The organism is Corallococcus macrosporus, from assembly GCF_017302985.1.
GTDB classification, from domain to species: Bacteria; Myxococcota; Myxococcia; order Myxococcales; family Myxococcaceae; genus Corallococcus; species Corallococcus macrosporus_A.
Map to the genome: position 1 here is coordinate 1,722 of NZ_JAFIMU010000012.1, position 15,715 is coordinate 17,436.

The following is a 15,715-nucleotide window of genomic DNA, read 5'->3' on the forward strand; positions in this document are numbered from 1 at the left end:
GTGCCCGACTTCTCGCGAACCCTTCCTGGCGTCCTGCTGAAGCTTGTCCAAGGGCCTTCCGCCCACGCGCCGCTCTATACCTTTTTGGGAGACGGCGACGGCGAGGAGACCGTCTGGAGCGCGGCGGACCTCGACGTGCGCGCGCGGAGGATCGCGACGGCGCTGCGTGAGCGTGGCGCGGTGGGCGAGCGCGTGCTGCTCCTGTACCCGCCGGGGCTGGATTACGTCGCGGGCTTCTTCGGGTGTCTGTACGCGGGCGCGGTGGCGGTGCCCGCGTATCCGCCGGATCCGATGCGGCTGGAGCGCACCCTGCCCCGCCTGCGCGCCATCATCCAGGACGCGCGTGCGTCAGTGGTGCTCACCACATCCGGCATCCTGGACCTGTCGGACTTCGTCTTCGAGCAGGCGCCGGACTTCCGCGCGCTGCACTGGATGGCGACGGACGCGCTGCCGGAGGGCGGCGAGCGGGACTGGGTGGCGCCCGAGGGCGTGGGGGCGGAGTCGCTCGCGTTCCTCCAGTACACGTCCGGGAGCACGGGCACGCCGAAGGGCGTGATGCTCACGCACGGGAACCTGCTGCACAACCTGTCGCTGATCCACGGCGCGTTCGGGGCGCGCTCGGACAGCGTGGGCGTCATCTGGCTGCCGCCGTACCACGACATGGGGCTCATCGGCGGCATCCTGGAGCCGCTGTACGGTGGCTTCCCGGTGGCGCTGATGTCACCGATGGCGTTCCTCAAGCGGCCCATGGCGTGGCTGGAGGCGGTGTCGCGCTTCGGGGGCACCATCAGCGGCGGGCCGAACTTCGCGTTCGATTTGTGCGTGCGCAAGAGCACGCCGGAGCAGCGCCAGGCGCTGGACTTGAGCCGCTGGGAGGTCGCGTTCTGCGGCGCGGAGCCCATCCGCCCGGAAACGCTGGACCGCTTCGTGGAGGCGTTCGGTCCGAGCGGCTTCCGGCGCGAGGCGTTCTATCCCTGCTACGGACTGGCGGAAGGCACGCTCATCGTCTCCGGAGGCGAGAAGTCGGCTCCGCCGGTGTCGGTGACGCTTTCGGGTGGAGCGCTGGAGCGGCATCGCGCGGAGGAAGTGGGCGCGGCGGAGCCCGGGGCGCGGACGCTGGTGGGGTGTGGCCGGACGCTGGCGGAGCAGAAAATCGCCATCGTGGATCCGGAGACGCTGGAGCGGCGCGTCTCGGGTGAAGTGGGCGAGGTCTGGGTGTCAGGGCCGAGCGTCGCCCAGGGGTATTGGGGTCGCGAGGATGCGACGCGCGAGACGTTCCAGGCGCGCATCGCCGGTGATGCTTCCGGGCCGTATCTGCGCACGGGAGACCTGGGGTTCCTGCGGCCGGATGGCGAGCTGTACGTCACCGGGCGGCGCAAGGACCTGATCATCCTGCGAGGCAGGAACCACTATCCGCAGGACCTGGAAGCGACGGTGGAGCTGGCGCACCCGATGCTGCGGCCGGGTGGCGGCGCGGTGTTCGCGGTGGAGGTGGCGGGCGAAGAGCGCGCGGTCGTCGTGCAGGAGCTGGACGTCCGGCGGTTGGGTGGGCTGCGTGAGCAGTTGGCGGCGGCGGACGCGGCGGTGGGGGCCATCCGGCAGCGGCTGGCGGAGTCGCACGAGGTGCAGGCGCACGCGGTGGTGCTCATCGAGCCGGGCAGCCTGCCCAAGACGTCCAGCGGCAAGGTGCAGCGGCACGCGTGCCGCACGGGTTTCCTGACCGGGACGTTCCAGGAGGTGATGGCCTGGCGGGAGGAACTGCCCGGTGGGCCGGGTGCGTTGTCGGAAGCTCCCCTTCCCTCGGGTTCCAGCATCGCCGGGTCTGTTCTCGCATCGGGCGCTTCGGGATCGCATGGCTCCCCCAGCACAGGCTCCGGACCATCGGCTGCATCTGGTTCGCATGGCTCCCTCAGCGCGGGTCCTGGCGCACGCGACGCGACTGGCACGGGTCCTGACGTACGCGGGGCGTCGGGCGCTTCGGGTTCGCATGGTCCCTCTGGCACGGGATCCGGAGCACGCGACGTTTCGGCCGCCTCCGGTCTGCACGGATCCTCTGGCACGGGTTCCGGCGCACGCGAGGCGGCAGGTGCTTCCGGGGCGCATGGATCCCCTGGCACGGGTCCTGGCGCGCGCGAGGCCTCGGGCGCTTCGGGTTCGCATGCTTCGTCTGGGCGGGATCCGGCGGCGCTGGCTGCGAAGCCGGACGCGGAAGCGTTGGTGGCGTGGCTGCGCGACATCGTGGCGCGGCACGTGCGCATGCGCCGTGAGGAGATCGACGTCGAGGCTCCGGTCACGCGCTTCGGACTGGACTCTCTGGGCGCGGTGGAGCTGGCCCACGAGGTGGGCACGGGCACGGGCCTGACGGTTCCCATGGAGTGGTTGCTCCAGGGGCCGAGCATCACGTCGCTGGCGCGGCAACTGCTCACGCTTCGAGCGTCGACGGGGCCGGCTTCGAGCACGCTGCGTCGCCGGGACGTCGAGGGTGCCCGGGCTGTGTCCTTCGCTCAGGCGCGGTTGTGGTTCCTGGACAAGTACGCACCGGGCGACGTGGCGTACAACCTCCCCGCGGCCGTGCGCCTGGAAGGCGACCTGGACGTAGCCGCGCTGGAGGGCAGCCTCACGGCGCTCGCCGCGCGCCATGACGCGCTGAGGACGTCCTTCGGCAGTCAGGACGGACGGCCCCTTCAGCTCATCGCGAAGGACGCGGTGCTGCCGCTGGCCCGCGTGTCGCTGGAGTCCCTGCCTCTGGAAGCCCGCGAGGCTGAAGCCTCCCGCCTTGCTCATGAAGAAGCCCGCCGCCCGTTCAACCTGGCGCAGGGGCCGCTGGTTCGCGCCACGCTGCTGACGCTGGATGCACGCACGCATGTGCTGGTGCTCGTCATGCACCATGCCGTGTCGGACGGCACGTCCATGGCCGTGCTGGTGCGTGAGGTGTCCGCCCTCTACGCGGCGCTGCGTGAGAGCCGGCCTTCTCCGCTGCCCGCGCTGCCGCTGGGATACGCGGACTACGCGGAGTGGCAGCGGGAGTGGCTGGACGGCGCCGCGCTGACTTCGCAACTGGACTACTGGCGCAAGCAGCTTGCGGGTGCACCCCGGTTGCTGGAGCTGGCCACGGACCGGCCTCGTCCCGCCGAGCGTGGAACTCAAGGCGCGCGGGTGCCGGTGGTGCTGGACTCCCGGCTGGCTGAAGCAGTGCGCAAGCTGGCGGTGCGCGAAGGCGTCACGCCCTTCATGGTGCTGCTGGCGGGCTTCCAGGCGGTGCTCGCTCGCCGCGCCGGACAGGACGACGTCAGCGTGGGCACGGCCATCGCGGGCCGGGGACGTGCGGAGCTCCAGGGGCTGGTGGGCTTCTTCGTCAACACGCTGGTGATGCGCACGCGGCTGTCCGGTGCGCCCACCTTCCGTGAGCTTTTGGGCCGGGTGCGCGCGACGGCCATGGGCGCGTACGCGCACCAGGACGTGCCCTTCGAGAAGCTGGTGGAAGCGCTTCAGCCCACGCGCGAGCGCGGGCACACGCCCCTCTTCCAGGTCATGTTCATCCTCCAGGGCGCGCAGGTGGGCGCCCCCGTGCTGCCGGGCCTCCAGTCGAAGCTGCTGGACGTGCACCCCGGCACGGCGATGTTCGACCTGACGCTGTCGCTCTCCGAGTCCGCTCGGGGCTTCGAGGGCTGGCTGGAGTACGCCACCGACCTCTTCGACGCGGACACCGTGGCCCGCCTCGCTGGCCACCTGCGCGTGCTGCTGGAGGCCGCCGTCGCGGACCCGTCGCGTCGCGTGGATGCGCTGCCGTGGCTGGACGCCTCGGAGTCGGAGCACCTGCGCGCCCTCTCGCGCGGACCCGACATCGAGTTCCCCTCCGACGCCACCATCTCCGCGCGCTTCGCGGCGCAGGTGGCGCGCACCCCGGATGCCGTGGCGCTCGTCGCCGGGGAGACGCGGCTCACGTACCGCGAGCTTCGTGCTCGAGCCCGGGCCCTGGCGCACACGCTGAGGCAGCGTGGCGTAGGACCGGAGTCCGTCGTGGGGCTGTGCGTGGACCGCACGGCGGAGCTGGCCGTGGGGTTGCTCGGCATCCTGGAGGCGGGCGCGGCGTACCTGCCGCTGGATCCGGCCTACCCTGCACAGCGGCTCGCCGCGATGTGGGAGGACTCCGGGGCGAAGGTTCTCGTGAGTCCTCGTCACCTGGAGGACGTGGTCGCGGTGCCGGTGGAGCGCCGGCTCTTCCTCGACGACGTGGACCCCTCCGTAGGCGGGGACTTCGTGCGGTCCGCGAGTGACGCGCGGACGCTCGCGTACGTGCTCTACACGTCCGGTTCGACGGGGCGCCCCAAGGGCGTCGGCGTGCCGCACCGGACGGTGATGAACTTCTTCCGCGCGATGGATGCGCACGTCTCGCCGTGCCCGGGCACGTGGCTGGCGATGACGAGCATCTCCTTCGACATCTCCGTGCTGGAGCTGCTCTGGTCCTGGACGCGCGGCTTCCAGGTGGTGCTCGCGCCCACGGGCCTGGAGCCCGCCGCGCTCGCGGAGGCGCTGGAGCAGCACGCCGTCACCCACTTCCAGTGCACGCCGTCCTACGCGCGCGCCGTCGCGGAAGAGCCCCGGGCACTGCATGCACTGCGCGGCCTGCGGCAACTGCTCGTGGGCGGTGAAGCCCTTCCGGGCAGCCTGGCCTCGCGGCTGCGCGAGCACGTCCCTGCCCTGCTCAACATGTACGGCCCCACCGAGACGACGGTGTGGTCGTCCATGCATCGCGTGGAGACGGACACCGCTGGAACGGTGTCGCTGGGACGGCCGCTGGCGAACACCGGGCTCTACATCCTGGACGCCCGGCTGCAACCGATGCCGGTCGGTGTTCCCGGGGAGCTGTTCATCGGCGGTGAAGGCGTGGTGCGCGGTTACCTGGGCCGCCCGGACCTGACGGCCGAGCGCTTCGTGCCGGACGCGTTCCGCGACGAGCCGGGCACGCGGATGTACCGCACGGGGGACCGGGCGCGCTGGCTCCCGGACGGGACGCTGGAGTTCCTGGGCCGCATCGACCACCAGGTGAAGCTGCGGGGCTTCCGCATCGAACCCGGTGAAATCGACGCCGCGCTCCGCACGCACCCCGAGGTCCGCGAGGCCGTGGTCACCGTGCGCGAGGACGTGCCCGGCGAACAGCGCCTCGTGGCCTACGTCGTCCCCGCCTCCGTGGACGCGGACGCCCTGCGTGAACACCTGCGCTCCCGCCTCCCCGGCTACATGGTGCCCTCGGCCTTCGTCGGCCTGGGCGCCCTGCCCCTCACGCCCAACGGCAAGGTGGATCGCCGCGCCCTGCCCGCCCCCACGGCCGTCACCACCACCGGGGATGCCGGCCCCCTGACGCCGCTCCAGGCCCAGGTGGCCGCGCTGTTCCAGGACGTGCTGCACGTGGAGCGCGTGGGCGCGCACGATGACTTCTTCGCGCTCGGTGGGCATTCGCTGCTGGCCACCCAGCTCATCACCCGCGTGAGCGCTCGGTTCGGCGTGGACCTGCCCGTGCGTGCGCTGTTCGACGCGCCCACCGTGGCGCGGCTCGCGGAGCGCATCGAGGCGCTTCCGTCGCGGCATCCCGCCACGCCCATCCCCACCGTGCCCCGCGACGGCGCGCTGCCGCTGTCGCTCGCGCAGCAGCGCATGTGGTTCCTGGACCGGCTGGAGCCCGGTCAGGCCCTCTACAACATCCCCCTGGCCCTGCGGCTCTCCGGCCCCCTGGACGTGGAGGTGCTGCGCCGCACCTTCGCGGAGGTCGTCCGCCGGCACGAACCGCTGCGCACGACGTTCGAGGAGCGCGACGGTCAGCCGCTCCAGCGCATCCACGCTCCGCCCGCGGAGTGGCCGCTCCCGGTGGAGACGCTCCCCGAAGGTGACGCGCGCGAGGCCACCCTGCGCCAGCGCATGCGCGAGGACGCGACCTGGCCGTTCGACCTGGGCACCGGTCCGCTGATGCGCACGCGCCTGCTGCGGCTGGCCCCGGACGAACACGTGCTGCTGCTGTGCATGCACCACATCGTCACGGATGGCTGGTCCATGGGCGTGCTCGTGCACGAGGTGGGCAGCCTCTACTCGGCGCTCGCGGCGGGACAGCCGTCGCCGCTGCCGGCGCTGGAGGTGCAGGCCGCGGACTTCGCCGCATGGCAGCGCCAGCAGGAGGACTCCGATACCTCGCGGGCCAACCTGGGCGCGCTGCGCGAGTCCCTGAAGGACGTGCCCGTGCTCACCCTGCCCGCCGCGCAGGGGCTGCCCGGGACGCGGTCGACGCGCGGGGACACGCACGTCTTCACGCTGCCCGCGTCGCTGGTGCGCTCGCTGGAGCAGGTGGGCCGCGCGCATGACGCCACGCTGTTCATGGTGCTGATGGCCGGCTACCAGGCCGTGCTGTCGCGCTACTCCGGGCAGGACGACTTCGCCGTGGGCACGCCCGTGGCGCACCGCACCCGGCCGGAGCTGGAGCCCCTCATCGGCGTGTTCCTCAACACGCTGGTGCTGCGCGCGCGCCTGGACGGAGCCCCCCGCTTCTCCCAGCTCCTGGAGCGCGTGCGCGAGTCCTCCCTGGCCGCGTTCGCGCACCAGGACGTGCCCTACGAGCAGCTCGTGGAGGCGGTGGCGCAGGCGCGCGGCGGCGACCGGACCGCGCTGTTCCAGGTGATGTTCGTGCTGCAGAACGCGCCGCTGTCCGCACCGTCCCTGCCCGGCGTCCGCGTGGAGCGGCTGCCCACGTCGACGGAAACCGCGCGCTTCGACCTCATCCTGTCGCTGACCGCGCGGGACGGCGGCCTGGAGGGGGCGCTCGAATACAGCCGCGACCTCTTCTCCGCGGACGCGGCGGCGCGGTTCGCCACCCACTTCCGGGTGCTGCTGGAGGCCGTGGCTCGCGAGGCCTCGACGCCTGTGCGCCTGCTGCCCCTGATGGCCGAGGCGGAGCGTGAGCAGGTGCTCAACGACTTCAGCGCGCCGGACGTCCGGCCGCTGCGCGAGCCGCCCCTGCTGGACCTCTTCGACATGCAGGTCCGTCGCGCCCCCGACGCCATCGCCGTGGAGCACGAGGGCCGCACGCTCACGTACGCGGCGCTGGATGCGCGCGCGAACCAGTTGGCGCGGCACCTGCTGGCCCGGGGGCTCCAGCCCGAGGGCCGCGTGGGCCTGTGCGTGGAGCGCGGCCTGGACCTCGTCGTGGGCATGCTCGGCATCCTCAAGGCGGGCGGCGCTTACGTGCCGTTGGATCCGGCCTATCCGGCGTCGCGCCTGATGTTCATGTTCCAGGACGCGGGGCTGTCGCTGGTGGTGACGGAGCGCTCGCTGCCCGAGGCCGTCCAGGACCGGGCCTGGCCCACGGTGAGCCTGGAGGCGGACCGGGAGGAGCTCGAGCGCCACGACACGTCCTCGCCGGGCGTGCGGCTGCTGCCGAACCAGCTGATCTACGTGCTGTACACGTCGGGCTCCACGGGCACGCCCAAGGGCGTGGGCGTCACGTACGCGTCCGTCGTGCACGTGGTGCGGGACACGAACTACCTCCAGGTCACTCCGGACGACCGGATGGTGCAGGGCGGGACGCCGTCGTTCGACATCGCGACGTTCGAGGTCTGGGGCGCGCTGCTCAACGGCGCGCGGCTCGTCATCCTGCCTCGCGACGTGACGCTGGCTCCGGCGCAGCTTGCGCGCGTGCTGCGTGAGACGGGCGCCACCGTGGCCATGTTCCCCACGGCCCTGTTCCACGTCGTGGCGCGAGAGGTCCCCGACGCGTTCGCCACGATGCGGGCGGTCTACTTCGCGGGTGAGGCCGCGAACGCGGATGCGATCCGCGCCGTGCTGCGCGCCGGACCGCCGGTGCAGCTGGTGAACTTCTATGGCCCCACGGAGATCACCGTGGGCGCCAGCACGCAGGTCCTCAACGGCCTGTCCGAGCACGTGACCATCGTGCCCATCGGCCGGCCGATGACGCGCTGCCGGACGTACGTGCTGGATGCGCACCTGCAGCCCGTGCCCGTGGGCATCCCGGGCGAGCTGTACCTGGGCGGCGACGGCGTGAGCCGGGGCTACCTGGGCCGCCCCGCGCTGACGGCCGAGCGCTTCGTGCCCCTGCCCTTCGGTGACGTGCCCGGGGCGCGGCTGTACCGCACGGGCGACCGCGTGCGCTGGATGGCGGACGGCACGCTGGAGTTCCTGGGCCGTATGGACACGCAGGTGAAGCTGCGCGGCTTCCGCATCGAGCTGGGCGAGGTGGAGGCCATCATCCGTCAGCACCCGTCGGTGAAGGCCTCGGCGGCCGGGGTGCTGGACGATGGTGTGGGCGATCCGCGCCTGGTGGCGTGGTACGTGCCGAAGGCCCCGCTGGACGCGGCGGAGCTGCGAGCCTTCGTGTCCGAACGGCTGCCCGCGCCGCTGGTGCCCGGTGCGTTCGTGCAACTGGACGCCCTTCCGCTCACGCCCGTGGGCAAGGTGGACCGCAAGGCCCTGCCCCCTCCGGATGCGCGCTCGGTCGCGGCGGCAGCGCCGGAGAAGCCCGTACGGATGACGCCCTTCCAGCAGCGCATCGCGGATCTGTTCCGCGACGTGCTGCGCGTGCCGCAGGTGGGCGTGCACGATGACTTCTTCGCGCTGGGCGGCCACTCGCTGCTGGCCACGCGGCTGCTGTCGCGCGTGCGTTCCACCTTCCAGGTGGAGCTGCCCCTGCGCGGCCTCTTCGAGGGCGCCACCGTCGCCGGTGTCACCGAGCAGGTGGAGGCGCAGCTCCTCTCCCGCTCCGACCTGCCGCGCGTGCCCGCGATCCGCAAGGTCGCCCGTGATGGTGAGCTGCCCCTGTCGTTCGCACAGCAGCGGCTGTGGCTGGTGGAACAGCTCCAGCCCGGTGCCACGCCGTACATCCTGCTGGGCGCGGTGCGGCTGGAGGGCGCGCTGGACGCGGAGGCCCTGCGCCGCGCGCTGGAGCTGCTCGTCGAACGTCACGAGGCGCTCCGCACCACGTTCGCCCTGAAGGGCCGTGACCCCGTCCAGATCATCCAGCCCACGCCCCACCTGGCCCTGCCCCTGACGGACCTGGGCGGCGTGCCGGCGGCGGACCGCGAGGCGGAGGTGCAGCGGCTGGCGCGCGAGGAGGCCGGCCGGCCCTTCGACCTGGGCACGGGACCGCTGCTGCGCACCCGGCTGCTGCGGCTGACCCCGTCGCACCACGTGTTGCTGCTGGGCATGCACCACGTCGTCTCCGACGGCTGGTCGCTGGGCGTGATGGTGCGTGAGGTGGCCACGGCCTACGCGGCCTTTGCTTCCGGCGCGGCGCCGTCCCTGCCCGCCCTGCCCATCCAGTACGCGGACTTCGCGGCGTGGCAGCGCGGCTGGCTCCAGGGCGACGTGCTCGCCGATGAAGTCGCGTGGTGGAAGGAACAACTCGCCGGTGCGCCTCGGGTCCTGGACCTGCCCACCGACAAGCCGCGTCCCACGACGCGGTCCCCGCACGGTGCGCTGCTTCCCGTGCACGTGCCTCGCGACCTGACGGACCGTCTGGCGGGGCTTGCCCGCGCCGAAGGTGCCACGCCGTTCATGGCGCTGCTGGCCGTGTGGCAGGTGCTGCTGTCGCGCTACAGCCGGCAGGAGGACCTGCTCGTCGGCGCTCCCATCGCGGGCCGCACGCATGGCGACGTGGAGGGGCTGGTCGGCTTCTTCGTCAACACGCTGGCGCTGCGGGCGCACGTCCGTCCGGAGGCGTCGTACCGCACACTGCTGGGACAGGTGCGGGACACGACGCTCGCGGCCTACGAGCACCAGGACCTGCCGTTCGAGAAGCTGGTGGAGGAACTCCAGGTGCCTCGCGACCTGGGCCGCACGCCGCTGGTGCAGGCCGTGTTCGCGCTCCAGAACGCTCCGGCCGGGGCGCTTGAAGCGCCGGGCTTGAGGATGGAGTTGCTGGAGGTGGACGCGGGCACGGCGCACTTCGACCTGGGCCTGCTGCTCACGGAGACGCCGGACGGACTGCGCGGCTCCATCGAGTACAGCACCGACCTCTTCGAGCGCGACACCATTGCCCGGATCTCCGGACACCTGCGCGTGCTGCTGGAGGCCGCCGTCGCCGGCCCGGACGTGCCGGTCTCCGCGCTGCCGTGGCTCACGCCGGAGGAGCGCCAGCAGGTGCTCGTCGCGTGGAACGACACCGCGCTTCCCTACCCCTCCGACAGCACCGTCGCGGCGCGCTTCGAGCTTCATGCCGCGCGGCAGCCGGACGCCATCGCGGTGGAGGACGGGGATGAGCGGCTGACGTACTCGCAGCTGGATGCCCGGGCGAATCAGCTTGCGCATGTCCTGCGGGCCAAGGGCGTAGGGCCGGACGTGCCGGTGGCGCTGTGCCTGGAGCGCTCCGTGGGCTTCGTCGTCACGGTGCTCGGCATCCTCAAGGCGGGCGGCGCTTACGTGCCGCTGGATGCTTCGTATCCCGCGCAGCGGCTGAGCTTCATGCTGGAGGATGCGCGTCCGCACCTGCTCGTCACCACGCGCGAGCTGCGCGGACGGCTGCACCTGCCGGACGCGTCCCTGCCCTGTCTGTTCCTGGAGGAGCCGTCGCTGGCGGATCAGCCCGCCACCGCGCCGGAGTCCGGCGTGGGGCCGCGACACCTGGCCTACGTCATCTTCACCTCCGGCAGCGGCGGACGGCCCAAGGGCGTGGGCATCGAGCAGCGCGGTCTGCTGCGCCTGATGCACTCGGCGCCTTACACGCGCTACGGCGCTCGTGACACGGGGCTGCTCTTCGCGCCTGTGTCCTTCGACGGCTCCGTGCTGGAGCTGTGGACGCCGCTGCTGCATGGCGGCCGGCTCGTCGTCTTCCCGGGCAACGTGCCCGCGGGGGACATGGACACCCTGGCCCGCGTGGTGGAGCGCCACGGCGTCACGTTCGTCCACCTGCCCTCCGGCCTCTTCTCGCAGTTGATGGAGCACCGGCCGGACATCCTCGGGCGGCTGCGGGAGCTGCACGCGGGCGGCGACATCGTCTCCGTGCCGCACGTGCGCAAGGCCGTGGAGTCGCTGGGCATCCCCTTCACCAACGCCTACGGCCCCACGGAATGCTCCGTCGTCGCCACCGCCTTCACGGTGGAGCGGCCGGAGCAGGTGTCGCTGTCGGTGCCCATTGGCGCGCCGCTCTCCAACACGTCGGTGTACGTGCTGGACGCGCGGCTGCACCCGGTGCCGGTGGGCGTGCCGGGTGAGCTGTTCCTCGGCGGTGACGGCGTGGCGCGCGGCTACGTGTCTCGGCCGGACCTCACGGCGGAGCGCTTCGTTCCGGACGCGCACGGCGCGACTCCGGGCGCGCGGCTGTACCGCACGGGCGACCTGGTCCGCTGGCGCGCGGACGGGACGCTGGAGTTCCTGGGCCGCGCGGACCACCAGGTGAAGGTGCGCGGCTTCCGCATCGAGTTGGCGGAGGTGGAGGCCGCCCTGCGCGACCTGCCCGCGGTGCAGGAGGCCGCGGTGGTGGTGCGCGAGGACGTGGCCGGGGACAAGCGGCTGGTCGCCTACGCGATGCCCCGCATGGGGCAGGTGCTGGAGGCGCAGGCCATGCGCACGGCGCTGCGGCAGCGGCTGCCGGAGTACATGGTCCCGTCGGTGTTCGTGACGCTGGCCACCCTGCCCCTCAACCCCAGCGGCAAGGTGGACCGCAAGGCGCTGCCCGCGCCGGACGCCGCGTCCACCGGACGGCAGGGCCGGTTCGTGGAGCCCTCGCACCCGCTGGAGCAGCGGCTGGCGCCTGTCTTCGCTCGCGAGCTGGGCACGGACAAGGTGGGCGCGCAGGACCACCTCTTCGAGGACCTGGGCGCCACGTCCCTGACCGTGGTGCGCCTGGCCGCGCGCCTGCGCGAGGAGCTCCAGCGCGAGGTGCCCGTGGTGTGGCTGTTCGAGCACCCCACGCTCGAAGGCATCGTCCAGCGCCTGGAGCGCGAATCGCAGGGCCCGGGAATTGCCCCGCCCGCGTCCCCGGCTCCGGGGCATCGTCCTCGCGAGGCCCCGAAGGCGGGCGCTTCCGGTGGCATCGCCATCATCGGCATGGCGGGCCGCTTCCCCGGCGCGATGACGGTGGCGGAGTTCTGGAGCAACCTGCGCGGGGGCGTGGAGTCCATCTCGCGCTTCTCGCCGGAGGAGCTGGAGCACATGCCCGCCCTGCCGGAGGGCGTGGAGCTGTGGCACCACCCGGCCTTCGTGCCGGCCGCGGGCGTCATCCACGGCGTGGACAAGTTCGACCACGCCTTCTTCGACATGAGCCTGCGCGAGGCGCAGTTCACGGATCCGCAGCAGCGGCTGTTCCTCCAGACGGCGTGGGCCGCGCTGGAGGACTCGGGGATTGATCCGGACCGCTTCCCGGGCGCCATCTCGCTGTACGCGGGGGCCACGGGCTCCGGGTACACGGACGCCGTGCGCCAGGCGATGCCGCTGGACGCGGCGTCGTTCATGGAGCTGCACGGCACCGCCACGCACGAGAGCCTGGCGACGAAGACGTCCTTCAAGCTGGGGCTCACGGGTGAGAGCACGCTGCTCTACACCGCGTGCTCCACGGGTCTGGTGGCGGTGCACCTGGCCTGCCAGAGCCTGCGCACGGGCCAGTCCGACGTGGCGCTCGCGGGCGCGACGCGCCTGTCCGTGCCGCAGCGCACGGGCTACGTGCACCAGGAGGGGCTCATCTTCTCGCCGGACGGCCACTGCCGCGCGTTCGACGCGAAGGCGGGCGGCACGCTGTCCGGTAACGGCGTGGGCGCGGTGGTGCTCAAGCGCCTGGAGGACGCGGTGCGGGATGGGGATGCCATCTACGCCGTCATCCGGGGCTCGGCGCTCAACAACGACGGCCGGAACAAGTCCGGCTTCACCGCGCCCAGCGTGCAGGGCCAGGCCGCCGTCGTGTCCCAGGCGCTGGCCAACGCGGGCGTGTCCCCGGAGGCCGTGGGCTACGTGGAGGCCCACGGCACCGCGACGCCGCTGGGCGACCCGATTGAAGTGGCGGCGCTGACTCGCGCATACGGCCTGGGCGCCGAGCGCCGCGGGAGCATCGCGCTGGCGTCGCTGAAGACGAACGTGGGCCACCTGGACACGGTCGCGGGCCTCGCGGGGCTCATGAAGGCCGCGCTGTCGCTGCACCACGGGGAGATTCCTCCCAGCCTCCACTTCGAGCGGCCCAATCCGCAGATCGACTTCGACGCGGGGCCGTTCTTCGTCAACACCACCTTGCGGTCGTGGCCCCGGGGCGAGACGCCCCGCTTCGCCGCGGTCAGCTCCTTCGGCATTGGCGGTACCAATGCCCACGCGGTCCTCGAGGAAGCCCCCATGCGGCAGAGTGGTTCCACCACGCGGTCCCACCAGGTCGTCGTGCTTTCCGCGCGCTCGCAGGAGGCGTTGCAGGCGGCGGCGCGGCAACTGGACGCGCACGTGGCGGAGGGCATGGACGCGCAGGCGCTGGCGGACCTGGCCTTCACGCACGCCGTGGGGCGCAAGGCGTTCGAGTTCCGCAAGGCGCTGGTGGTGAAGGACGCGGCGGACCTGGCGCGGCAGCTGGGCAAGCCGGTGATTGCCGTCAAAGGCGAGAAGCGCGCGCCGCGCGTGGCGTTCGTGTTCTCCGGCCAGGGCGCGCAGCGGGTCGCGATGGGGCGTGAGCTGGCGGAGGCGTCGCCCCGGTTCCGCGCGCACCTGGACGCGTGCCTCGCGCTGATGGAGGCGCCGCTGCGGGCGCGGGTGTCGAAGCTGCTGTCGCCGGAGGCCGGCGCGGAGGCGGAGGCCTCGGCGGCGCTGGCGGACACGCGCGTGGCGCTGCCCGCGTTGTTCAGCGTGCAGGTGTCGCTGGCTCGGCTGTGGCAGGACCTGGGCGTGACGCCCTACGCAGTGATGGGGCACAGCTTCGGGGAGTACGCGGCGGCGTGTGTCGCGGGCGTGCTGTCCCTGGAGGACGCGATGCGCCTCACGGTGGCGCGCGGGGAGCTGATGCACCGCATGCCGCCGGGGGCGATGCTCGCGGTGGCGCTGCCTGTCGCGCAGGTGCAGCCGCTGCTGTCGGGCCGGCTGGAGCTGGCGGCGGTGAACGCGCCGGACCGCTGCGTGGTGTCCGGGCCGGTGGAGGAAGTGGAGCGGCTGGAGGCGGAGCTGAAGGGCCGCAAGGCCGGAGCGGTGCGCATGCCCGCGCCGCACGCGTTCCACTCGGTGGACGTGGAGCCGGTGATGCCGGAGCTGGCCCGGGTGGTGGGGACGCTGCGCCGGTCGGAGCCGACGGTGCGTTACGTGTCCAGCCTCACGGGGACGGTGGCGCAGCCGGGGCAGCTCGCGGATCCGCGCTACTGGACGGAGCAGATGCGCAGGCCGGTGCACTTCACCCGCGCGGTGGAGACGCTCCAGGAGGAAGGCTGCGCGGTGCTGCTGGAGGTGGGCCCCGGTCAGGACGTGACGCCGCTGGTGCGCGCGAACCTGACGCGCGAGGAGAACGGCCGCAGCCGCGTCCAGGCGCTGGCGTCGCTGCGCGTGAGCGGGGCGACGACGGAGCAGATGGGCTGGCTCCAGGCCGTGGGAGAGCTGTGGACCGCGGGCGTCGCGGTGGACTGGAACGCGTTTTACGCGCACGAGCAGCGCCTGCGGATGCACCTGCCCACGTACGTCTTCCAGGAGAAGACGGTCTGGGTGGAAGCGAAGGCACAAGCTCCTGCGTCTGGCCGCATTACCACGGGCACGCGTTCTCCAGCGCAGGTGCATGGCGCTGATGGAGGAGGAACCGACGGGCTGTCCAGCACCGCGCATCTGAGCGGGACAGGCCGGGTGGCACCGCCCACCGACAACCGCATGGCAGGGCCGTCGTCTTCGCTAATGGGCGCTGCGTCCGCGTCCTTCGACAGCGGGCCGCGGGCCGCGACCCAGACGCCGGCCGCGTCCTTCGACCCCTACGCGGCGATACAGCAGCCGGCCGCGTCCTTCGACCCCTACGCGGCGATGCAGACGGCGGCCTCGTCCTTCGATGCAACTGGCCGGGTAGCGCCCCATGCCGGAGCGACGTCCTTCGACAGCGGCCCTGGCGCCGCGACCCAGACGACCGCGTCCTTCAACAACGGGCCCTACGCCGCGACCCAGACGGGGTCTTCGTCCTTCGGAAGCACCCACGGGGCGACCCAGACCGCGTTCTCCGGCACGGGTCGCGTGGCGACGCTGACCGAGACCTCCTCCTTCGACGGACCTCCGTCGACGCCTTCCACCTCCGCCTCCCAGCCTCAGACCGGCGCCGCACCCTTCGACAGGTCCCAGATGCCCACGCGCACCGACGCCGCAGACTTCGACGAGCCTGTCTCCGCGGCCCCGGCCTCCTCGAAGCCTCCCGTCCGCGACGATGCTCCTCGCGGTGAGGTGGAGGAACGCGTGGCCGCGCTGTGGCGCGAGCGCCTGGGCCTGGAGTTCGTCGGCCGCAACGACGACTTCCTGGAGATTGGCGGCAACTCGCTGACGGCCGCCCAGCTCCTCAACCAGGTGCGTGACGCCTTCGGCGTGAACCTGCCGCTCGCGGCCCTCTTCGAGGCTCCCACCGTCGCGGGCATCGCGGAGCGCCTGGTGCCCCTGCTGCGCCAGGCCCCGCAGGCCCCCGTCTCCGTGGAGCTCCCCCTGGTGCCGCTGCCTCGCACCGGCGAGCTGCCCCTGTCCTTCGTGCAGGAGCGCGTCTGGCGCCTGGAGCAGCACCTGCCCGGCCAGTCCGCGTACA

Annotated in this window: 1 protein-coding gene (running past one end of the window); it reads left to right on the forward strand. The window is 72.6% G+C overall.

The window, feature by feature from the left end:
• Positions 1-15,715, forward strand: partial view of a non-ribosomal peptide synthase/polyketide synthase gene (locus JYK02_RS33175; RefSeq protein ID WP_207056922.1) — the 5' end (the start) only. It continues 21,764 nt past the right edge of the window; the window shows 15,715 of its 37,479 coding nt (coding positions 1-15,715); the start codon lies at positions 1-3; its stop codon lies beyond the right edge, outside the window.